We start from the raw sequence: 20,408 nt of genomic DNA, 5'->3' as shown, positions 1-20,408 counted from the left end.
CAGTCAAGCGGACGTGAGTTCAAAAGAAAACTGGTTTGTAGACTGGAAGCCTTATCGAGGTGATTTAGAGCAAACGCCTGTGGCAATCCATGAGTATTTACCTGCGGGGCAGAATATCGCATTGGGTTTGCAGCATGTATTCGCCATGTTTGGTGCGACAGTCCTTGCACCATTATTGATGGGCTTTGATCCAAGCTTAACCATGTTGATGACTGGGATTAGCACCATTTTATTTTTCCTCATCACAGGCGGTCGAGTGCCGAGTTATCTCGGTTCTAGCTTTGCCTTTATTGGTGTGGTCGCAGCTACAACAGGCTATGTCGGCGCAGGCAGTAATCCAAATATCAGCCTTGCACTCGGCGGGATCATGGCATGTGGTATTTTCTATGCCTTAGTTGGTTTGATCGTGATGCGTACAGGGACGCAGTGGATTGAGCGTCTGATGCCACCAGTAGTGACTGGTGCGGTGGTGATGATCATTGGTTTGAATCTTGCGCCAATCACCATCAAAGGCGTGTCGAGTAATGCTTTTGATACATGGATGGCATTGCTCACAGTGCTGAGCATTACCACCATTGCGGTGTTTACCAAAGGCATGTTGCGCCGTCTTTTGCTCCTAGTTGGTTTGGTGATGTCATACGTGATTTATTATGTGCTTGCCAATGTGATGGGCTTGGGTACACCGATCGACTTTGCACCGATCATCAATGCGGCATGGGTTGGATTACCGCAATTCCATAGTCCAAGTTTTGATGCCAAAGCGATACTGCTGATTGCACCAGTATTCATTATTTTGATTGCGGAAAACTTAGGTCATTTCAAAGCAGTCAGTGCAATGACTGGACAAAATATTTCACCGTATATGGGACGTGCTTTCTTTGCGGATGGCTTGTGCACTACGATGTCAGGTGCGGTCGGTGGCACAGGGATGACGACTTATGCTGAGAATATTGGTGTGATGGCGGCAACCAAGATTTATTCGACTGTGGTCTTTGTCGTTGCAGGTGTATTTGCGATGCTCTTAGGTCTATCGCCAAAATTTGGTGCAGTTATTAGCACGATTCCTGTGGCGATCTTGGGCGGTGCGTCGATCGTGGTCTTTGGTTTGATTACCATTGCAGGCGCTCGAATTTGGATTAGCAATCGTGTCGATTTTAGTCAAAATGGCAATATGCTCGTCGCTGCTGTGGTGGTGATCATGGGTACAGGGAACTTCTCTTTACACATTGCAGGTTTTGATCTTGGTGGTGTTGGTACCGCAACTTTCGCAGCGATCTTGTTGAATTTGATTTTTAACCGTCAAAGCCTCGGTGAAGAAAATCGAGATGAACACGATGCGTTTTCAGCGCATTAATTGTTGAATTTTTAAATTTCAATGTGGAAAAACGACGAGCTATAACTCGTCGTTTTTTTACCTTTGCATCTTAGAAGTTTTTCATATTCCCAGTGTGTACTGATCTGTATATTTGGACTGTCATCAGACCCTGATTTCATTGATTGAAAATGTGACAGTTTGGTAATAAAATCTGCACAATCTTTTTAAGTCTTTAGTTTTGCTTGCGTGTCAGGGTTTTGAGTCAATCCGATGTGGCATCCGTCCATATGTGCGAAGGGCAAAATAAAGATTTTTTCTGGGGAAACCAATGAAATTTCAACAACTTTGTGTTGCGATCGCACTTGCATCATGTGCAACGGCGAGCATGGCAAAACCAATCTGGCAAGACTTTAGCTTGACGGCGCTCTACGGTGAAAACTACGAGCTGACACCTGAAGATGAGCAAACCACTGTGACCGCAGAATATGCGGCAAAACTGAAATATGGTGATTTCTTTGGTTTTATTGACCGTACAGAAAGTGGCGGTGCAAAAGATAGCTATTTTGAAGCATCTCCACGTCTAAGCTTCGCAGGTGTGTCGGGTAAAGATATTCAATTCGGTATCGTGAAAGATGTATTGGTTTCAACGACTTGGGAAGGTGGCGAAGGATTTAACAACTATCTTTACGGTGTTGGTGTAGACCTTGATATTCCTTATTTCCAATATGCGAGTGCCAATATCTACCGTGCTAACAATGATCTGACTGAAGATGATTGGCAATTGACTTTGACTTATGGCGTGCCGTTCCAATTATCGAATGAAGATTTTCTATTCGATGGTTTCCTCGATTGGTCAACGGAAGAAGATGATCACGAAAGCGAAATGAACTGGACAAGCCAGTTGAAATGGAATGCAGGCAAACACATTTCTCCAGATACACAGCTATATCTCGGTGTGGAATATTCGTACTGGATTAATAAATACGGCGTCGATGGTGTCGATGAAAACAATGTCAGTGCATTGATCAAATATCACTTCTAAACATTTATATCTCAGCATTTAAATGAGTATTGAAATTTGAAAAAGAAAAGCAGATCAGATGATCTGCTTTTTTATGTTAGGTGGGTAAGTTGAATATATGCTTTTGAAACTGTCGCACCTCATGTTTGAATTCGCCTAGCATTATTTTAGATACGCAACGAAGTTACACATTTGCTCAAAAATATAACGACTTTACAGAGTTTGAAGATCTAGTAAATAAAGAAATTAACAACTTTAAAAATTGGGATTTAGAACATCAAAAGCAGGCAAAACAACCTAAGGATTTTGAGGTTTTGGATAATGTGAAACAAAAAATAAGTAACCTAGAGCAACTGGAAAATTTAAGAACAATTTATGCGATCGTTAAATATCATATAGATTATTAAAGGTACCAATCCTACCATTTGAAAAAGCAGTCTAAGCAAGAAGCTTAAACTGCTCACGTAGATTACTTCTGCTCCGTCCAACCTTCTGCTTTTTCGACAGAATCATCATTACTAAAGAACTTCTCACGTTGTTCTTCAAGGAATTTTTTGGCATCAGGTTCAAACACATTTAAGCGCTTTTCATTGATCAAAGTCGTTTGATGTTGAAGCCACTCTTGCCAAGCCTGCTTCGACACCGTCTCTAAATATTCCTGACCTTTCGCTCCTGGAAATGGCGCAAAATCGAGTGCATCCATTTCTTTTTGATATTTACGACAAAATATCTGTTTTGACATAACGATTCCTTAAATCCTGCTGTAAAGTTTTTAAGCCAAATTCTCGATGCTTATAGCGATGCAATACGCTGACGAGCACGTTCAATCGCTGCACTGACTTGCTTCGGTGCTGTACCACCCAAGTGGTCACGAGCCGATACCGACGCTTCCAACGTCAACGCCAGATCAAACACATCTGCTGTGATCAAATCAGAGAATTGTTGCAATTGCTCAAGGGTCAGTTCAGACAAATCTTTTTCCTCTTGCACACCGAGCGCAACTGCTTTGCCGACGATTTCGTGCGCATCACGGAATGCCACACCTTTTTTCACCAAATAGTCAGCAAGGTCGGTCGCCGTGGAGAAACCACGAAGCGCCGCTTCACGCATACTGCTAATATTCGGTACAAGCGCAGGCACCATATCCGCAAACGCCATCAAGCTACCACGAACGGTATCAATCGCATCGAATAACGGCTCTTTGTCTTCTTGGTTGTCTTTGTTATATGCCAAGGGTTGACCTTTCATCAGCGTTAGTAAGCTGATCAAGTCGCCAAAGACACGACCTGATTTACCACGTACCAATTCAGGCACATCAGGGTTTTTCTTCTGTGGCATGATCGACGAACCTGTGCAGAAGCGATCTGGAATCTGCACAAATTTAAACTGCGCCGATGTCCACAAAATCAATTCTTCTGACATGCGAGAGAGGTGCATCATGATCAGCGATGCCGCAGCATTAAACTCAATGGCAAAGTCACGATCTGATACGCCATCCAGTGAATTTTCACTCACCGCTTCAAAGCCAAGCAATTCTGCAGTGTAGTTACGGTCGATTGGATAAGTGGTGCCTGCCAATGCTGCCGAACCGAGTGGCATACGATTGACACGTTTACGGCAGTCGATCATACGCTCACTATCACGGAACAACATTTCAAACCACGCCAATAAATGATGACCAAAAGTCACAGGTTGAGCAGTTTGTAGATGAGTAAAACCTGGCATGATGGTGTCGGTATTTTTCCCTGCCAAATCCAAAATACCTGATTGCAAACGCTTTAATAAGTCTAAAATTGCATCAATTTCATCACGTAAATACAGGCGAATATCGGTTGCGACTTGGTCGTTACGACTACGACCTGTATGCAATTTTTTCCCTGTAATACCAATGCGATCAGTCAGACGTGCTTCAATGTTCATGTGCACATCTTCAAGATCAATGCGCCACTGGAATTGACCTGCTTCAATCTCGGCTTGAATCGCCGTCAAACCATTGATAATGTCATCACGTTCTTGAGTGGTGAGTACGCCAACTTTCGCCAGCATGGTAGCGTGCGCAATCGAACCAGCAATGTCTTGTTTATAAAAGCGTTGGTCAAATTGCACAGATGCGGTAAATTCGGCAACAAAAGCATCGGTTGCTTCACTAAAACGACCGCCCCACATACCTGAAGTTTGAGTCGGGTTTTGAGCGGGATTCAAAGAATCAGCTGGCTGATTTGTCGGTGTAGTCATAAGATCGTCAATTCAATTTGAAACTGTTTAAAATTGAGCGAAATTATAACAGACATTGCTACCACAGGCATTGAAATGTCGTATGGAAGATTAAAAAGTCATGGAGTATGCTAATTTAGAGTTTCGATTGATCATTAAATTTGAAATCAAAATCACTCAACAGGACGTGTCAGTGCATGACGGTGCAAACGAATACAAAGCAAACGAAAACAAATCTATCAAAACCAGTTCCACGTTTTGGCTTTCGTGACTTTAAACAGTGGCGACAAGTCTTTGAGCTATTATTAGCCAGTAATGCTTTGGGCTTGATTTTGGCTGTGGCGAGTGTTGCACGGTTGTCTGATATCACATGGGTATTGTTGATTCATCATGTGCTGTTTGTAAGTTGGGTCTGTGTGGCGTTTGCCTATTGTATTGATTATCTGCAACGTCGGATGCCGTATTTGGCACGCAAGACATTTTTTATTTTTAACTTTTTAGTGCTCATTCTGATTGTGCTTTTTAGTGGTTTTATCATCAATATTCTGCAACATCATGCGCAGTTTCCTCGTCATGCACTGACTTGGCAAATCATCTCTGAACATAGCCTGCGTCGCATGGTGCTTGGTGGTGGTATTGGTTTGATTGTCCTGCGTTATCTATACGTGCGTGAGCTGTGGATTGAGCAACGACAATCTGAGCTGATGGCGAGAGTACAAGCCTTACAAGCTCGGATTCATCCGCATTTTTTATTTAATAGTTTGAATAGTGTGGTGAGTCTGATCGGTAGCGATCCATTTAAAGCAGAACAAATGCTGATTGATTTATCGAGTCTTTTTCGGGCAAGTTTAACCGAGCTACGAGAGGTCAGTTTGCGTGAAGAAGTCGAGCTATGTCAGCGTTATTTAAAGATCGAAGGTGTGCGTTTAGGTGATCGCTTACAAGTCAAATGGCGCATTGATGGTGAAAATCTGCTCAATCAAGCCAAGATTCCACTGCTCACTTTGCAACCATTATTGGAAAATTGTATTTATCATGGTGTAGAATCATTGTCTAAAGCGAGCATGGTGAGTATATTAATAGAAATACGTGACCACCATGTCAGTATTGTTTTGACCAATCCCTACCGAACAAAAGAGGCTCAGGTAAAATCAGAGTCGAATCAAGGCAATGGGATTGCCATTGATAACGTGAAACAACGTCTAATGGCGTATTATGGTGCAGAAGTGAAGTTTTCTACTTTTGCACGTGATGATGTCTATACGACTTTGTTGAGTTATCGATATCAGTAAATGGGCGATCAGCTCATCACTGACAAGACATGAGAATTACTCATGAATGAATTAAAAAGCAGATGCAATGGAAGCAAACATCTGTATAAGAAACAATGGGGAACACAATGGATATTGTAGTCTGTGACGACGAACCATTAGCAAGAGAGCGACTGGAACGGATGTTGACGCATCTGGGACATCGTGTGCTAGGGCAAGCCAAAAATGGCATTGAAGCCCTTGAATTGGTCGAACAAGAACAGCCTGATGTCATCTTACTTGATATACGCATGCCTGAAATGAATGGGTTGGAGTGTGCTCAAAAATTAAGTAGCCTAGACACACCGCCTGCGATCGCTTTTTGTACTGCATTTGATCAGTATGCGATTGATGCCTTTAAAACCAATGCCATTGCCTATTTACTCAAACCTATTGCTATGGATGATTTGTCACAAGCTTTGGCAAAAGCGACCAAGTTGAATCAAGCACAGCTCCAAGCCTTACCGACGACAGAAAAAGATCCTGAACATCAGACACGTCATCACATCGCTGCACGGACTTATCGTGGCGTAGAGCTGATTCCATTAGATGATATTTATTATTTCTTAGCCGATCAGAAATACGTCATGGTTCGTCATAAGAATGGTCAAGTGCTGATTGATGAAACATTAAAAGATTTAGAAAATGAATTTGAAAATAACTTTATTCGTATTCATCGTAATGCCTTGATGTCACTCAAATATTTGGATGGTTTGGAAATGCAATCAAATGGGCAATATCAAGTGCGTTGTAAAGAGATTGATGAAAAGTTGATGATTAGTCGTCGTCATTTGCCCTTGATCAAAGATCGTATTCAAAACTTATAATTAAAGTTCTTTCACCTTACTTTTTATGAGGTGAAAACCAAAACCATCAAAATGACTTGCAATTCTCCATCAGCACGGTAGTGTAAGTCATCCGTGTTCGTTGATGAGTTTTCGCCATGCCAGTCTTAAAAATTGCCACCCGAAAAAGTCCTTTGGCACTCTGGCAGGCAGAGCATATCAAACAACGCCTTGAAGCATTACATCAAGATTTAAGCGTTGAACTGGTGACGTTCGTCACGCAAGGCGACAAGATTTTAGATACACCACTTGCCAAGATCGGCGGTAAAGGATTGTTTGTCAAAGAGCTTGAAGCTGCATTACTTGATGGTCGTGCAGATTTAGCAGTGCACTCAATGAAAGATGTGCCAATGCAGTTGCCTGAAGGTTTGGAACTCGCTGCGATCTGTACACGAGAAGATCCACTAGATGCCTTTGTATCCAATCAATATCTCCATTTTGATGATTTACCGCACGGTGCAAAAGTCGGCACATCGAGCTTACGCCGTCGTTGTCAGATTTTGGCACGTCGTCCTGATTTAAAGGTGCTTGATTTACGAGGAAATGTCGGTACGCGTTTATCCAAGCTTGATGAAGGGCAATACGATGCGATTATTTTGGCGAGCGCAGGGTTAAAACGATTAGAGCTACATGGGCGCATCCGCCATACACTCAGCCCTGAAGTCAGTTTACCTGCGGTTGGGCAAGGTGCATTGGGATTGGAATGTCGTAGCGATGATGCGCAAGTACAAGGTTGGATTGCCGCTCTGAATGATGCAGAAACTTCAGCCTGTGTGCTTGCCGAGCGTGCTTTTAACGCTCATCTTGAAGGTGGTTGCCAAGTCCCGATCGCCGCATTTGCCGAGTGGCTTGGCGATCAGATCCATATTGAAGGGCGTGTCGGTTCACCTGATGGTGAGCAATTACTCATTGCCAAACAACAAGGTTCACCAGCTCAAGCGGAAGAAATGGGTGTTGCACTTGCCAAAGACTTGTTGGCACAAGGTGCAGGTGAGCTATTACAAGCGTTATATGATGATCAGCGTTCAGCGCAAAACCAAGATCAATAAATCTAATGTGTTGATTTAACCATGGCTCAATGCGGATCAAAGTTTCTAATTAATACGCGTCCTGCCGAGCGTGCGAATGCTTTAAGCAAGGCTTTGCAAGCTTTGGGCTATTCAGTCTATGAGTTGCCTTTATTGTCATTAGAGCCAATAGCTTTTAATGCAGAATTGGAAGCGCAATTTGCACAATTTAAACATGCTGAAATTGTGGTTGTGGTCAGCCCTATTGCGGTTGAGTTGGGTATGCAATATGCTTCGCAAAGCAATATTTCATTGGCTCAATTGCAGAACAAACAATGGATTGCTGTTGGAGGGTCGACCCAAAAAGCATTGGCAAAATATAAAATTGATAGTGAATGTCCAACGGTTGAAACCTCCGAAGGCATGTTGCAACTTCCCATTTTAAACGATTTGATTTCAGCGCAATCTAGTAACTCACAGCACACAAAAAGTGTGCGAATTGCATTTTGGCGTGGTATTGGCGGACGTACTTTGATGATGGATGAGCTGATTGCACAAGGTTGTACGGTGTTAAATATTTTACTCTATCGCCGTGCGTTGCCGAATTATACGATGGATGATTTAAAACAACTTGCACAACAACTGCCTGCAACCGTTCTTGTTAGCAGTGAACAAAGTTGGAAAAATTGGCAACAATTGAATTCTCAAATGGTTGAACATGCCATTGCCCGTCCAAATGATTTTTTAAACAATCAATATGTGGTGCTCGGCGATCGTGTAAGCCAAGTGCTTCGAGATGATTTAATAAACGCACGTCAAATATTGACTGTACAACATTTACAAGCAAATGAAATTGACAGCGTGATTCAGAATCGCAACAATAATAAATGATTATTTAAATTCATTTGTTTTGACGATGTGGGGATGTATTAAATTGGTTGGTAGTGCTTACAAGGCTAGAGAGTTGATGCGTAAAGATGAATAAAATTGGCACATTGCTACTGCTATTGATCGTAGTGTGGTTGGGCAAGCTCAGCTTCGATTTTTATACGCTCAAAAATGATCAAGTCAATGCGTTGAACCTCAGTTTGACACAACAAAATCAACGTATTTCAGCACTGTATGATCAAATCGTCTCATTGCAACAAGCGCATAAACCAATATTGTCTGAAGACTTGCAAGGCATTGGGCAAAGCAGCTCTACACAAAGCCAAAATGCATCAATTCAATCACAATCAAATGCTTTACAGCTTTTGAATCCAACATTGGCAAGTGTCTATGCTTCAAATTTTGAAAGTCAGCGGTTGAATCAAGATCGCTTGAGTTATGTCAAAGATCGCTTAAGCCTGATACAAGCGATGTTGCAACAACAACGTATTAGCATGGCGCTGTCACAGATTCAAAACTTAAAACAGAAATTGGGTCAAGAGCAGTTGCTTGCGAGTAGTTTGAACTCAGCCCTTATCGCAGCCTTGCAACGTGATCAGAACACCATCACTCAATATTCGCAACAGCGGAGTGAGCACCTGAGTGTCCTACAACAACAATTACAAAAGATCGAAACACAGCTTGAACCAGTTGCATTAGATCAAGCCAGTCAGTCACGCTCTTGGTCCAATTGGTTTAAGTTGCAACGTGTTGATCAAGTACAACAACCTGATTTGCAACAACGTGCGCTACATTACAAAGAAATGCAATTGCAACTCTTACTGGCACAACAAGCCTTATATGCAGGGCAAAAAGCCTTCTATCGTCAGCAGATTGCAACTTTGGCAGAAAATCTCGCTGTATATCCAGATGCGACCTCGCAATCGGTATTAAAAAGCTTAAAAAGCTTAGATGGAATTGCACTCAACCCTGCACCGCAACTCAGTTCGATCACGTTGCTTGGTGATACGCCATGATGTCGCAGAGAGGGTAATTCGTCATGCGTAATGTGATTTTGGCGTATCTTATTTTATTTTTGCTATTACTTGGCGTATTTATTGTGCTGAGTTTTAATGCGGGTTTTGGCTATGTCTTTTTGCAGTGGCATGGTTGGCAGTTACAAACCAATTTATTATTGGTACTGATCTTATTTTTTATATTCCTCATCGTGCTCTATGCGTGTTGGTATGGTTTAAAACAGATTTTCCGCCGTAATATTCAAAATCATTTACAACCTAAATCATTTCAAAAACTTCATCCTTATGAGCGACTCGGGATATTGTGGCTACTCAAAGCAGAAGCTTCTGAGCAACAGCAAATTATCTCGACCTATCAAGCTTCTGCACTTTTACATCCTTTGATCCGTGCGCAAATGTCACTGAATCAACCCGATACTTCAAGTGCTAAAGAGTGGTTAAAACACAGTAAAAATCCACTGTTTGAATTGGCGGAATTGCTCAAAATTGATATTGCATTGGTTGAAGAAAATCATGCTGAAGCCTTTGAACGTATTGAATTTTTAAGCGTACAACCGCTCTCGACGTGGTTACAGCCTGTAGCAACTGCATATCACGCACAGCTTCAAAAAAAATGGTTGCAACTGTCTTTGCAATATCCGTGGAAAATGTTTGATGCCACGTTTCAGCCACAGTTTGATCAAGCGCAAAATGTATTATGGTTACAGGCACTGTTTCAATTTAAAGATCGTGCGGATGAGCGTGCTATAGATCAGCTTGGAGCATGGATTCAACAGCATCAGTCGGTGATTGCTGATTATCCTGTTGAGCATAAAATTATATTATTAAAACTCATGGTGCAGTTTGAGCGGTTTGATTTACAGAGTTTTATTTTTGCAGAACAAATTTTAGCTGAGCGATTTGTGCCAGAGGTGCTGTATATTTGGCTCGATCAGGTGTTTGAACATGCACATTTGGATATTGACGTGATCGCATCGAAAATCGAAGCGTGGTCTGCGCAATATCCTGCTCAGCCGAGCATCGCTTTTGCCAAATGGCATATTGCGCAAGCCGTAGGCAATATTGATGAGGCAAACGCATTATTAGCACAATATCCTGAAGATGCGTATATGGCATATTTACGGGTAAAAAGTGCGTTGCCATCAGACGATTTACAGCAAGATTTAAAACGATTGCTTCAGTTTAGCGATCAAGATTTTAAATTTAACCTCTAGCATGACCTAAGTATAAGGACGATATTATGCAAGCTCAGACCTCACAGCGTTCAGCGATCGGTGAATTATCAGATTATCCCTTACATTTTCAGCAAACCGTCGCTTGGGGGGATATGGATGCGTTTGGTCATGTGAATAATGTGATGTATTACCGTTATTTTGAAAGTGCACGGATTGAATATTTAGAGCAATTTAATATTTTTAATTATGATGTGATTACGGTAATTTCAAAAAGTGATTGTCGTTATTTAAGTCCTGTATTTTATCCTGATCAATTAGTCGTTGCGACACGTGTCGAGGAAATGAGGAATTCTGCACTGCGTATGCGCTATACCTTATTTAGCAACAGTCAGAATAAAATCGTTGCTGATGGTGAGGCGGTTATTGTGATTTTGGATGCCAAAACAAATACTAAAAAATCAATTCCTGAAGAGTTTAAACAACAGGTTATAGATTTTGAAAAACAAACAGGTCATGACGTCATTTTGCTTTAAAAAGTACACAGTGAAAGAACTGGCAGAGTAAAAAGAAAGCGTAGAGAAATAGTAGAAAGAAATAAGCCAAATGGGATTTATGATGAATAGAACCCATTAATTATTTTAAAATTAGAATTACAAAACTCGAATAAACCAATTAAAAATAAAGTTATACACTTGTATTGAGATAATGTATTGAAATGCGTATTATTTACACATATTTTATCGAAACCATATTTATCAATACCTGATTTGGTATTTAACTCGCATTAAAGGACGTCCTCATGGGAACCAATATTGACAATTTAGATTTAAATCAACTTAATCCAAATCAGTTAAAAGAGTTGACTCAAAAAGCACAACAACTCATTGAAAAAAAGAACAAAGAAAAAATTGATCAAGCGTTTGCACAGCTCGTTGATGTCGCAAAAAGCGTGGGTTTAACCTTAGATGAGCTTTTGGCTCATGGTCAAAAGAAAAAGTCAAAACCAACTCGCAAAGTTGCACCACGCTATCGCAATCCAAAAGATGCGAGCCAAACGTGGACAGGTCGTGGTAAGCAACCTCGTTGGGTGGTAGATGCGCTTGCAAAAGGCAAAAAACTCGACGATCTTGCTATTTAATTGTATCGAGCCTGATGGTTAGTTTAATGGTCGTTGTGACATCATTTTCTCTATGTGAATGTGCACCGTCATTAAAAAGTCATATTTGTCTTAGATAATCCTGAAAACCAAGCAACTGCTTGGTTTTTTGTTTTGTAATTCATCTATTCTGGTGTTGGTTCATTGCGCAAAATGTGCATAATGTGATGAGCATTGCGGATCAATTGAGATTCATGGAAGTAAAGAAATTTAAATGATGGGCTGTACTAGAGTATCTATGTGAATGACCAATAAGAAGATTTTTAGATTTTGGCTGATGATGTTTTTCGGTCTTTTTGCACTATTTGTGCTATTACAAGTTCCTGCGACGTGGCTTTTGGGTAAGTTTTATCCAAATATGCGATATATCCATAATGTAAATGGCAATATATGGCAGGGTGAGGCAGATTGGTCATATCAAGATTTGCAAGGCACCATGACGTGGTCTACACGACCGTGGGAAATTCTGCGATTGCGAGCGTCGTCAAACATTACTTTGCATTCAGGGCAAACGGAAATTCACGCCATTATGGCTTATGGTTTTGGTAAAAATATTTACCTGAGCGACGTCAATGGTGAAATCAGCAGTGATACTTTGGCAAATCTTGTCGATTGGCAGTGGCCGAGTAGTAATATCAAACTAAAAGATGTGTCCGTGAAGTACAAAAAGCAACAAGGCTATCAAGATGCCGAAGGACAGCTCATGTGGGCAGGTGGCTTGCTGAATTATCCGATTGCACAGCGTCTAGAGCGGATTGATATCCCGCCATTGGTGGGGCAACTCAGTACTGAGAATGATCAGCTGAAACTTGCTGTGCAGGATAGTCAAAAACAGCGTATGGCAGACTTGAGTTTGGGTAAAGACAATATGCTTGATGTGCAAGTGACGCAACGGCTATTGCTGAATGCGCCGAGCTATCAGGGTAAAGCAGGCATGGATACTGCGGTAATTAGCACACGTCAGCCTTTGGGGAGTTTGTGATGATGCAGACGACTTGTATGTGGTGTGACGCAAAGGTGGGTTGCCGAGCATGAATAGTATCCAACAATGGCTGAATCGCTTCGAACTGGAAAAGCTCAATAAAATTGCCCCAGTGATCTTTTTTATACTGATGCTATGGCTGTGCTGGCGTTTAGCGAATCTATTTTGGTGGTTCGTCGCACCGCCAAAGGCACCAACGGTACAGTCTGTAGTGCTTGGTTCGCAACAACAACGAATGCCGGATATCGTGCGTTTTTCATTATTTGAAGAACAGGGTCAAAACCCACAATCACAACAGCTTGATTTGCCTGTGAAGTTGGAAGGTGTAGTATTAGCCAGTCCAAGACATTTATCATCGGCTGTACTTCGTGTGAATAATAATGCCAGTAGCTATCGTGTGGGTGAAACGATTGAAGACACCAATATGACATTGGCAGAAGTGCATTGGGATCGTGTGTTTATTCGAGAAAGTAGCGGACAGACACGTGAAGTCAAGTTTGGTGACGAAACCAGTACCGCAAATTTGCCACTAAGTGATATGGGGTTAAATAGCTCATCAAATCGTACATCAAATGCGATGCCGAGTACGCAACCTAATCATGCGACAAATCGCAATAATCGTTCACCTGATCGTGCGATTGATCAAGCGATCGAAAAGCTCAAACAAGATCGAGAGCAATATCTCGGTCAAATGGGTGTCAATAACACGCAAAATGGCTTTGAAGTGACAGATCAAACACCACCTGCGCTTCGTGCAAGATTGGGTTTAAAACCGGGTGATAAAGTGGTTTCGGTGAATGGGCAAAACTTGTCTTCAGGGGTAAATGAAGCACAATTGCTTGAGCAGGTACGACAAGCAGGGCAAGCAAAAATTGAAATACAACGTGGTGATCAAACGATGACCATCCAACAAAGTTTTTAAGCACAGTGATGTGTAATTTAATATAAATGAGGCAAATGGTTCAAATGACTTCATCTTTTGCAAAGCGTCAACTTTGGGCTGCACTTGCAGTGGCGCCGATGGTTTTTGTGGCGTCACAAGCAAGCCATGCACAGACGTGGAAAATTAATTTGCGAGATGCAGATTTGACTGCATTTATCAATGAAGTGGCGGATATTACGGGCAAGAACTTTGCGGTCGATCCACGAGTGCGTGGTAACGTTACGGTGATTTCAAATAAGCCACTAAATAAAGATCAAGTGTATGACTTGTTTTTAGGCGTGCTGAATGTCAATGGTGTGGTGGCAATTCCGTCAGGTAACACCATTAAGCTTGTCCCAGATAATAATGTTAAAAATTCAGGGATTCCATTTGATGCACGAAATAATGCTCGTGGTGATCAAATCGTCACTCGGGTAATCTGGCTTGATAATACCAATCCAAATGACCTCATTCCTGCACTGCGTCCACTGATGCCACAGTTTGCACACTTGGCGGCAGTACCGGGAACTAATGCTTTGATTGTGTCTGATCGTGCGGCGAATATTTATCAGCTTGAAACCATCATTCGTAATCTTGATGGCACAGGTGATCATGATATTGAGGCGGTTGCATTACAGTCGAGTCAGGCGGAAGAAGTGCTTGGTTTACTTGACTCAATGAGCTCAACAGGAGCGGCGAAAGACATTAAAGGCTCACGTGTGCGTGTCATTGCTGATGCGAGAACCAATCGCATCATTATCAAAGGTGATACACATAGCCGTAAGCGGATTCGTCAATTGATCGAAATGCTCGATGTGCCGTCGGCAGATCGTTTGGGTGGACTGCGTGTATTTCGCTTAAAACATGCCAATGCTAAAAATTTGGCGGAAATCCTACAAGGTCTAGTCACTGGGCAAGTGGTTAGTAGTTCAGGTGGTTCTAATTCAAGTAATAGTTCAAACAATCAGATCAACTCGTTAATCAATAATTCAAACTCAAGCGCAAATAGTGCGAGTGGAACAGGTTCGACTATTAACCTCACTGGTTCAAATAATAGCAATCAAAATGCTTTGACCAGTTTTAATGCTAATGGTGTGAGTATTATTGCTGATGCGACACAAAATGCTTTGGTGGTCAAAGCAGATCCGCAGTTGATGCGTGAACTCGAAAGCGCCATCGAACAACTTGATATTCGTCGTCAACAAGTGCTGATCGAAGCGGCAATCGTAGAGGTGTCAGGTAGTAATGCTGACCAACTCGGTGTGCAATGGGCATTAGGTGATCTATCCAGTGGCGTCGGCTTAATTAACTTTGCCAATGCAGGAGCGAGCATAGCAAGTATTGCAGGAGCTGCTTTAGCAGGATCAACTGCGCAAGCTACAGCATTAAACGGCTTGAGTAGTGGAGCATCTATTGCGCTTGGTGACTATAATGAGAATAGCGATGGTACACGTAGCTTTTTTGGCATATTAGTTCAAGCACTTGAAAAGAGTAGCAAATCCAATTTACTGTCGGCACCATCTGTCGTGACGATGGATAATGAAGAGGCGTATATCGTTGTTGGTCAAAATGTGCCATTTGTCACAGGGTCGGTAAGTACCAATGGTGGAACGGCGAATCCTTATACGACGATTGAGCGTAAAGATGTGGGGATTACCTTAAAAGTCGTGCCACATATCGGTGAAGGCGGAACATTGCGTTTAGAAGTGGAGCAAGAGGTTTCAGCTGTAACCAATAGTACAGCTGCGTCGGATTTGATCACCAGTAAGCGTGCAATCAAAACCTCAATCTTGGCTGAAAATGGTCAAACCATTGTGCTTGGTGGCTTGATGCAAGATGACCGAGAAGAAGGGCGACAAGCCGTACCAGGACTTGGGCGTATTCCTGTAGTGGGACGTTTATTCCGCTCGGATAATGCCAGCACGGAAAAGCGTAATTTATTATTGTTTATTCACCCAACGATTATTAAAGATGCGGCAGATAGTCGTAATGTGACAGGTGATCGGTATAATCAGATCAGAAGTCTTCAATTGGCATTTGATACGGATGGAAGCTTTGCATCGTTGCCAGACACAGCAGATGATTTGTATGATCAGCGGATGACTTTGCCGATTGCCAAAGAACAACGCACCGCAGATGGCAAGAAATATCAAACAGTACCAGTCACCGCTGTAACTAAGCAAAATGGCGCAACAGTGGTGGATTTGCGTCCAACTACAACAGCACAACCGATCGTCAATACGCCAACGGCAGTGGATTATTCACAAGCTGAATATGCTCAACCGCAAATCGAACGAACCTCAAACACCACGACGGAAACGACAATCCGAGTGGATTAACCGAGTAGACGAACAGGGTAAAATACAATTTTTTGAAGTATCACGACTGATTTGTTTTGTGCGTGATGCTTTGGAAAGTCGATTTAAAATATTCAGAAATTATTCAGCGAAGTAAAAAATAAGGTAAAGACATGAACTGGAAACTTGTTGCTAAAAGCGCACCGATCGAAGGGCAAACCATCGTTATTGATCGTGATATGGTGATCGGTCGCCATCAGCAAGCGGATATTGTTTTGCAAGCGTCACATGTGTCACGTCGTCATGCTGCTTTATTGTTGAAAGAAGATGGTAAGCAATTGTGGATACAAGACTTAGAGTCTTCAAATGGTACTTTTGTGAATGGTCAGAAAATCACAGAACATCAGCTCAAAAATCTCGATGAAATCAACTTTGAATCAATTTGCTTTCAAATCATTGCCGATGCTTTGGCAATCAATGAGGCTGTGAGTGCGCCTGATCTCGAAAAAGTTGCGCCATCAGATGCTGGTATGCCAACGCTTGCAGAGCGTGGTGATGTGGAAGTGAAACAAGATGGCATGCCAAGCAATATTGGAGTACCCAAGCCGGCACCGATTCCAGAACATATTGATACCAGTAAAAGTGTTGAGGCGAAACTTGAGCCACAAGCAGTACAGATTGAACAGCCTGAAAGCCGTGTGGAAAAAGCACAAACTGAACAGAAAAATGCCAAAGTGGGCTTGATGAGTTTAATTGTCTTGGTGATTTTGATTGTCTTAGCAGGATTGTTTTTCTTTGGTCAATAAGCGTTGATTATAATGACAGAGCTTTTGATGAATTCTCTTGCTGATCTCTCGCAACGACAACTGATCCTATTTGATCTCGATGGCACATTGGTTGATTCTGCACGTGATCTGTATGCGTCAATGAATATGGCGCTCGCTGAGCTGGGTCGCCCTGCCGTGACTGAAACTCAAGTGCGCAATTGGGTTGGAAAAGGTGCATCACAGCTGTGTAGTTGTGTGATTCAATATCAAGAACACGGCTTAAATCCTGAACTTCAGCAACAGCTTTTACAGCGATTTTTAGCGGTCTATCAACGCTATCTTTGTGTCGATACAGAGATCTATGAGGGTGTACTTGAATTTTTGGATTATTGTCGAGCTGAGGAAAAAACGCTGGCTTGTGTGACCAATAAGCCGTTTGATGCGGCGCACAGTCTACTCAAGCAACTGAATATTCTAGATCGTTTTTCATTGGTGATCGGCGGGGATTCATTGACGCATCGTAAGCCACATCCTGAGCCACTATTGCATAGCATACATTATTTTGAACAAAAGCCTGAACACACTTTGATGATTGGTGATTCACGAAACGATGTTGAGGCATCACGAGCTGCGCATGTCGATTGTATTGTGCTGAGTTATGGCTATAATCATGGTGAAGATATCCATGCCTGTTCACCACAGATGGTGATTGATTCATTGGCTGAGCTGATTCCACGTTAAATGAATGACTGGAAATTTTCAATTTATTTGCGTCATTTGCATCTTCCACTTCAAGACTTTTGAGGAAAATATGTTTAACACAATGTTGTGCCCAATCATGTTTCGATGGCGAGACTTCGTCTAACCCTAATTTTCGAACCATTTTTCAACATTGAGTAAAGACCATGACCTCACATAACGAGCTTCAAAAAGAACAACTTCAAACAGAGCAATTTCAACGCCTCGTCCAAGCAGGCTATCAAACCATTCCAGTATTTCGTCAGCGCCTTGCGGATACCGAAACGCCGCTCACCGTATTTGCACGTTTGCGTCAGCAGGCTTTGGCGTATTTGTTTGAATCGGTCGAAGGCGGAGAAACATGGGCACGTTATTCGATCATTGGTTTGGGTGAAAGTACAGTATTCTCCTGTAATGCAGGTGTGCTCAGTATTCAAGATGAGCAAGGGCAAGTCACGACACAGTCTTGTAGTGACCCTTTTCAATATATTCGAGATTATCAAGCCCAGTTCAAAGTACCGCCACATGCTGAAATTCCAGAATTACCACAATTTACAGGCGGTCTAGTCGGTTATTTTGGCTATGACTCGGTGCGCTATATTGAGCCAAAATTAACCAATGTTCCTGAAGCCGATCCTGTTGGGCTACCAGATATTTGGATGATGCTGTCTAAAACCGTGATCGTGTTTGATAATCTCAAAGATACCATGTTTTTGATCAGTCATGCTGATGCCAGCCAAACTGATGGTTATGAAAAGGCACAAGAGCGTCTGGATGACATTGAAGCCTTGCTGGCTCAGCCTGTCAATTTGACGGCACAGCCACATTCAGCGCCACAGTTTGAATCTTTAACAGGCAAACAAAAATTCTTAGATACCATCGAAACGGTAAAAGAATATATCCGTGCAGGTGATGTGATGCAGGTGGTGCCTGGACATCGCATGGTATCCGATTTTGATGGGGATGCGATTTCGGTCTATCGTGCGCTTCGTCATCTCAATCCATCACCGTACTTATTTTTGGTACAAGGCTATACTTTGCACGATCAAAAGCCATTCCATATTGTTGGCTCATCACCTGAGATTTTATGTCGTTTGGAAGATGGTGTGGCAACAGTGCGCCCACTGGCAGGGACTCGTCCTCGTGGCAAAACCCATGAAGAAGATCTAGCTTTAGAAAAAGACTTGCTTGCGGATGAGAAAGAAATTGCCGAACATCTGATGCTGATTGACCTTGGGCGAAACGATATCGGTCGAGTATCAAAAATTGGAAAAGTGCAAGTCACCGATCAGATGGTGATTGAACGCTATTCACATGTCATGCACATCGTGTCGAATGTACAAGGTGAAGTATTGGATGATGTTGATGCCTTAGATGTGTTAAAAGCTACTTTTCCAGCGGGTACTTTGTCAGGTGCGCCAAAGATTCGTGCGATGGAAATTATTGATGAAGTTGAGCCTGTGAAACGTGGCGTATTCGGCGGTGCTGTCGGTTATCTTGGTTGGCATGGTGAGATGGATATGTCAATTGCGATTCGTACAGGAATTATCCGAGAAGGTAAAGTCTATGTCCAAGCAGGTGCAGGCTTAGTAGCAGACTCTAATCCTGAATCGGAATGGAATGAAACCCAAATCAAAGCACGTGCGGTAATCAAAGCGGTTGAATTATCATCAAATGGGTTGATTTTATAGGATTTCAGCGGATATCCTGTAAAAAACCACTTGCATCGTTTGAGAGTTTTGCTAAACTGCACACCGTTCTGATGCGAAACGTCATTGATATATCATATAGATACTCATTGATGTTTAAATCAAAAAAAAGCCGGCATAGCTCAGTTGGTAGAGCAACTGACTTGTAATCAGTAGGTCCACAGTTCGAATCCGTGTGCCGGCACCATTTTTAGAAACCTTGTTTAAAATAGGTTTTGTAAAATGTGTTAAGATTGCAACAGCAACGAGCTCTAATAAGAGTGAAAAAAGGTGAGGTTCCCGAGCGGTCAAAGGGAGCAGACTGTAACTCTGCCACGAAAGTTTCGAAGGTTCGAATCCTTCCCTCACCACCATTTTTCAACTTCGATTGAGTGCTAACTTCAATTTTACAAATAAAATGAAGTAACCAACATCGTGCGGGAGTAGCTCAGTTGGTAGAGCGGCAGCCTTCCAAGCTGCATGTCGCGAGTTCGACCCTCGTCTCCCGCTCCATTCGAAGAGCATTGAAAATTGAAAACTACACTATTATGTAGTCTATTGCTCTTATAGCTCAGTGGTAGAGCACTCCCTTGGTAAGGGAGAGGTCTCGAGTTCAAATCTCGATAAGAGCTCCAGATTTGAAAAATGCACAAGCTACTAAATAAAGATTGGTATAGTGCAGAAAACGACAGAATTTTATATCAAAGCAGGCTTTTTAGTCTGCTTTTAAAGTATTAGGCGTTCAGGTTTTTTAATTCTTTTAAGAGCTGAACATATTTCAGTCGATGGCTGTATGATTGATTGTTTGAGTTGATTTGTCAGAGAGTCAATACATCAGGATCGAGAGTCTCGACGTAAGCGAGGAGTATCATCATGGCTAAGGCTAAGTTTGAACGTAATAAACCACACGTAAACGTGGGCACGATCGGTCACGTTGACCATGGTAAAACAACATTGACAGCAGCGATTGCAACAATCTGTGCAAAAACCTACGGTGGTGAAGCAAAAGACTACGCAGCAATCGACTCTGCACCAGAAGAAAAAGCACGTGGTATTACCATTAATAC

Annotated in this window: 20 protein-coding genes and 4 tRNA genes; 22 read left to right on the top strand and 2 right to left on the bottom strand. The window is 42.2% G+C overall.

Annotated elements, in window-relative coordinates; genetic code table 11:
* Positions 1 to 13 precede the first annotated feature (13 nt).
* The 3 genes from MKI79_RS10935 to MKI79_RS10925 all read left to right on the top strand — a co-directional run bounded on the left by MKI79_RS10935 (position 14) and on the right by MKI79_RS10925 (position 2,743).
* Positions 14 to 1,354: a solute carrier family 23 protein gene (locus MKI79_RS10935; protein ID WP_241573529.1), complete on the top strand. Its 1,341-nt coding sequence runs from the start codon at positions 14 to 16 to the stop codon at positions 1,352 to 1,354.
* Positions 1,355 to 1,643: 289 nt separating this feature from the next.
* Entirely contained in the window at positions 1,644 to 2,357 is a 714-nt protein-coding gene (locus MKI79_RS10930) for an outer membrane protein OmpK (protein WP_241573497.1), read from the top strand.
* 125 nt (positions 2,358 to 2,482) lie between these two features.
* Complete coding sequence (locus tag MKI79_RS10925) at positions 2,483 to 2,743, top strand: hypothetical protein (RefSeq protein WP_241573494.1); 261 nt, start codon at positions 2,483 to 2,485, stop codon at positions 2,741 to 2,743.
* A 62-nt stretch (positions 2,744 to 2,805) separates the two neighbouring features.
* Here MKI79_RS10925 and MKI79_RS10920 read toward each other — a convergent pair whose 3' ends face one another.
* Together MKI79_RS10920 and argH are read right to left on the bottom strand one after the other, a co-directional pair.
* Positions 2,806 to 3,078, bottom strand: coding sequence for an oxidative damage protection protein (locus MKI79_RS10920; protein WP_241573491.1), 273 nt, complete (start codon positions 3,076 to 3,078; stop codon positions 2,806 to 2,808).
* 50 nt (positions 3,079 to 3,128) lie between these two features.
* Entirely contained in the window at positions 3,129 to 4,571 is a 1,443-nt protein-coding gene (gene argH / locus MKI79_RS10915) for an argininosuccinate lyase (protein WP_241573488.1), read from the bottom strand.
* Positions 4,572 to 4,747: 176 nt separating this feature from the next.
* Between argH and MKI79_RS10910 the strand changes: the two genes are divergently transcribed.
* From MKI79_RS10910 to MKI79_RS10820, 19 genes are all read left to right on the top strand, one after another.
* Positions 4,748 to 5,842: a sensor histidine kinase gene (locus tag MKI79_RS10910; RefSeq protein ID WP_241573485.1), complete on the top strand. Its 1,095-nt coding sequence runs from the start codon at positions 4,748 to 4,750 to the stop codon at positions 5,840 to 5,842.
* A 107-nt stretch (positions 5,843 to 5,949) separates the two neighbouring features.
* Positions 5,950 to 6,687, top strand: a complete 738-nt coding sequence (locus tag MKI79_RS10905; protein WP_241573483.1) for a LytR/AlgR family response regulator transcription factor — start codon at positions 5,950 to 5,952, stop codon at positions 6,685 to 6,687.
* Positions 6,688 to 6,803: 116 nt separating this feature from the next.
* Positions 6,804 to 7,754: a hydroxymethylbilane synthase gene (gene hemC / locus MKI79_RS10900; protein WP_241573480.1), complete on the top strand. Its 951-nt coding sequence runs from the start codon at positions 6,804 to 6,806 to the stop codon at positions 7,752 to 7,754.
* A 21-nt stretch (positions 7,755 to 7,775) separates the two neighbouring features.
* Positions 7,776 to 8,603 (top strand): uroporphyrinogen-III synthase, encoded by an 828-nt coding sequence (locus MKI79_RS10895; protein ID WP_241573477.1) that lies wholly within the window; start codon positions 7,776 to 7,778, stop codon positions 8,601 to 8,603.
* Positions 8,604 to 8,689: 86 nt separating this feature from the next.
* Positions 8,690 to 9,616: a hypothetical protein gene (locus MKI79_RS10890; RefSeq protein ID WP_241573475.1), complete on the top strand. Its 927-nt coding sequence runs from the start codon at positions 8,690 to 8,692 to the stop codon at positions 9,614 to 9,616.
* A gap of 23 nt (positions 9,617 to 9,639) precedes the next feature.
* Positions 9,640 to 10,830: a hypothetical protein gene (locus tag MKI79_RS10885; RefSeq protein WP_241573473.1), complete on the top strand. Its 1,191-nt coding sequence runs from the start codon at positions 9,640 to 9,642 to the stop codon at positions 10,828 to 10,830.
* Positions 10,831 to 10,886: 56 nt separating this feature from the next.
* On the top strand, positions 10,887 to 11,324 hold the full coding sequence (locus MKI79_RS10880) for an acyl-CoA thioesterase (RefSeq protein WP_241573526.1): 438 nt from the start codon (positions 10,887 to 10,889) through the stop codon (positions 11,322 to 11,324).
* A gap of 266 nt (positions 11,325 to 11,590) precedes the next feature.
* On the top strand, positions 11,591 to 11,929 hold the full coding sequence (locus tag MKI79_RS10875) for an H-NS histone family protein (RefSeq protein WP_241573471.1): 339 nt from the start codon (positions 11,591 to 11,593) through the stop codon (positions 11,927 to 11,929).
* A gap of 325 nt (positions 11,930 to 12,254) precedes the next feature.
* The gene (gene gspN / locus MKI79_RS10870; RefSeq protein ID WP_407651642.1) at positions 12,255 to 12,929 is read left to right on the top strand and encodes a type II secretion system protein N; all 675 of its coding nucleotides are present in this window, start codon (positions 12,255 to 12,257) and stop codon (positions 12,927 to 12,929) included.
* 49 nt (positions 12,930 to 12,978) lie between these two features.
* Positions 12,979 to 13,851, top strand: a complete 873-nt coding sequence (locus MKI79_RS10865; protein WP_241573468.1) for a type II secretion system protein N — start codon at positions 12,979 to 12,981, stop codon at positions 13,849 to 13,851.
* Positions 13,852 to 13,895: 44 nt separating this feature from the next.
* On the top strand, positions 13,896 to 16,190 hold the full coding sequence (gene gspD / locus MKI79_RS10860; protein WP_241573465.1) for a type II secretion system secretin GspD: 2,295 nt from the start codon (positions 13,896 to 13,898) through the stop codon (positions 16,188 to 16,190).
* 131 nt (positions 16,191 to 16,321) lie between these two features.
* A complete protein-coding gene (locus MKI79_RS10855; protein ID WP_241573453.1) occupies positions 16,322 to 16,954 on the top strand; it encodes an FHA domain-containing protein in 633 nt (210 codons plus the stop codon).
* 27 nt (positions 16,955 to 16,981) lie between these two features.
* On the top strand, positions 16,982 to 17,656 hold the full coding sequence (locus tag MKI79_RS10850) for a phosphoglycolate phosphatase (protein WP_241573439.1): 675 nt from the start codon (positions 16,982 to 16,984) through the stop codon (positions 17,654 to 17,656).
* Between the two features lie 164 nt (positions 17,657 to 17,820).
* Complete coding sequence (gene trpE / locus MKI79_RS10845; protein WP_241573436.1) at positions 17,821 to 19,344, top strand: anthranilate synthase component I; 1,524 nt, start codon at positions 17,821 to 17,823, stop codon at positions 19,342 to 19,344.
* A 129-nt stretch (positions 19,345 to 19,473) separates the two neighbouring features.
* A tRNA-Thr gene (locus MKI79_RS10840) sits at positions 19,474 to 19,549 on the top strand.
* A gap of 82 nt (positions 19,550 to 19,631) precedes the next feature.
* Positions 19,632 to 19,715: transfer RNA gene (locus MKI79_RS10835), tRNA-Tyr, on the top strand.
* A gap of 63 nt (positions 19,716 to 19,778) precedes the next feature.
* Positions 19,779 to 19,854 (top strand) — tRNA-Gly (locus MKI79_RS10830).
* 47 nt (positions 19,855 to 19,901) lie between these two features.
* A tRNA-Thr gene (locus tag MKI79_RS10825) sits at positions 19,902 to 19,976 on the top strand.
* Between the two features lie 238 nt (positions 19,977 to 20,214).
* Positions 20,215 to 20,408 (top strand): GTP-binding protein (locus MKI79_RS10820; RefSeq protein ID WP_241572402.1); only part of this gene is annotated, 194 nt, incomplete at its 3' end.

The sequence above is a fragment of the Acinetobacter sedimenti genome, assembly GCF_022601685.1.
Taxonomy (GTDB): Bacteria; Pseudomonadota; Gammaproteobacteria; order Pseudomonadales; family Moraxellaceae; genus Acinetobacter; species Acinetobacter sedimenti.
The sequence above is the reverse complement of the archived record's forward strand: the minus strand, read 5'-3'. Positions and strand labels throughout refer to the sequence as shown.

Coding starts and splice junctions, on each gene's coding strand:
- MKI79_RS10865 (WP_241573468.1), top strand. CDS start 12,979: ATGAATAGTATCCAACAATGGCTGAATCGCTTCGAACTGGAAAAGCTC.
- MKI79_RS10890 (WP_241573475.1), top strand. CDS start 8,690: ATGAATAAAATTGGCACATTGCTACTGCTATTGATCGTAGTGTGGTTG.
- hemC (WP_241573480.1), top strand. CDS start 6,804: ATGCCAGTCTTAAAAATTGCCACCCGAAAAAGTCCTTTGGCACTCTGG.
- MKI79_RS10885 (WP_241573473.1), top strand. CDS start 9,640: ATGCGTAATGTGATTTTGGCGTATCTTATTTTATTTTTGCTATTACTT.
- MKI79_RS10850 (WP_241573439.1), top strand. CDS start 16,982: ATGAATTCTCTTGCTGATCTCTCGCAACGACAACTGATCCTATTTGAT.
- MKI79_RS10910 (WP_241573485.1), top strand. CDS start 4,748: ATGACGGTGCAAACGAATACAAAGCAAACGAAAACAAATCTATCAAAA.
- MKI79_RS10875 (WP_241573471.1), top strand. CDS start 11,591: ATGGGAACCAATATTGACAATTTAGATTTAAATCAACTTAATCCAAAT.
- MKI79_RS10855 (WP_241573453.1), top strand. CDS start 16,322: ATGAACTGGAAACTTGTTGCTAAAAGCGCACCGATCGAAGGGCAAACC.
- MKI79_RS10905 (WP_241573483.1), top strand. CDS start 5,950: ATGGATATTGTAGTCTGTGACGACGAACCATTAGCAAGAGAGCGACTG.
- MKI79_RS10895 (WP_241573477.1), top strand. CDS start 7,776: ATGGCTCAATGCGGATCAAAGTTTCTAATTAATACGCGTCCTGCCGAG.
- argH (WP_241573488.1), bottom strand. CDS start 4,571: ATGACTACACCGACAAATCAGCCAGCTGATTCTTTGAATCCCGCTCAA.
- gspD (WP_241573465.1), top strand. CDS start 13,896: ATGACTTCATCTTTTGCAAAGCGTCAACTTTGGGCTGCACTTGCAGTG.
- MKI79_RS10930 (WP_241573497.1), top strand. CDS start 1,644: ATGAAATTTCAACAACTTTGTGTTGCGATCGCACTTGCATCATGTGCA.
- trpE (WP_241573436.1), top strand. CDS start 17,821: ATGACCTCACATAACGAGCTTCAAAAAGAACAACTTCAAACAGAGCAA.
- MKI79_RS10920 (WP_241573491.1), bottom strand. CDS start 3,078: ATGTCAAAACAGATATTTTGTCGTAAATATCAAAAAGAAATGGATGCA.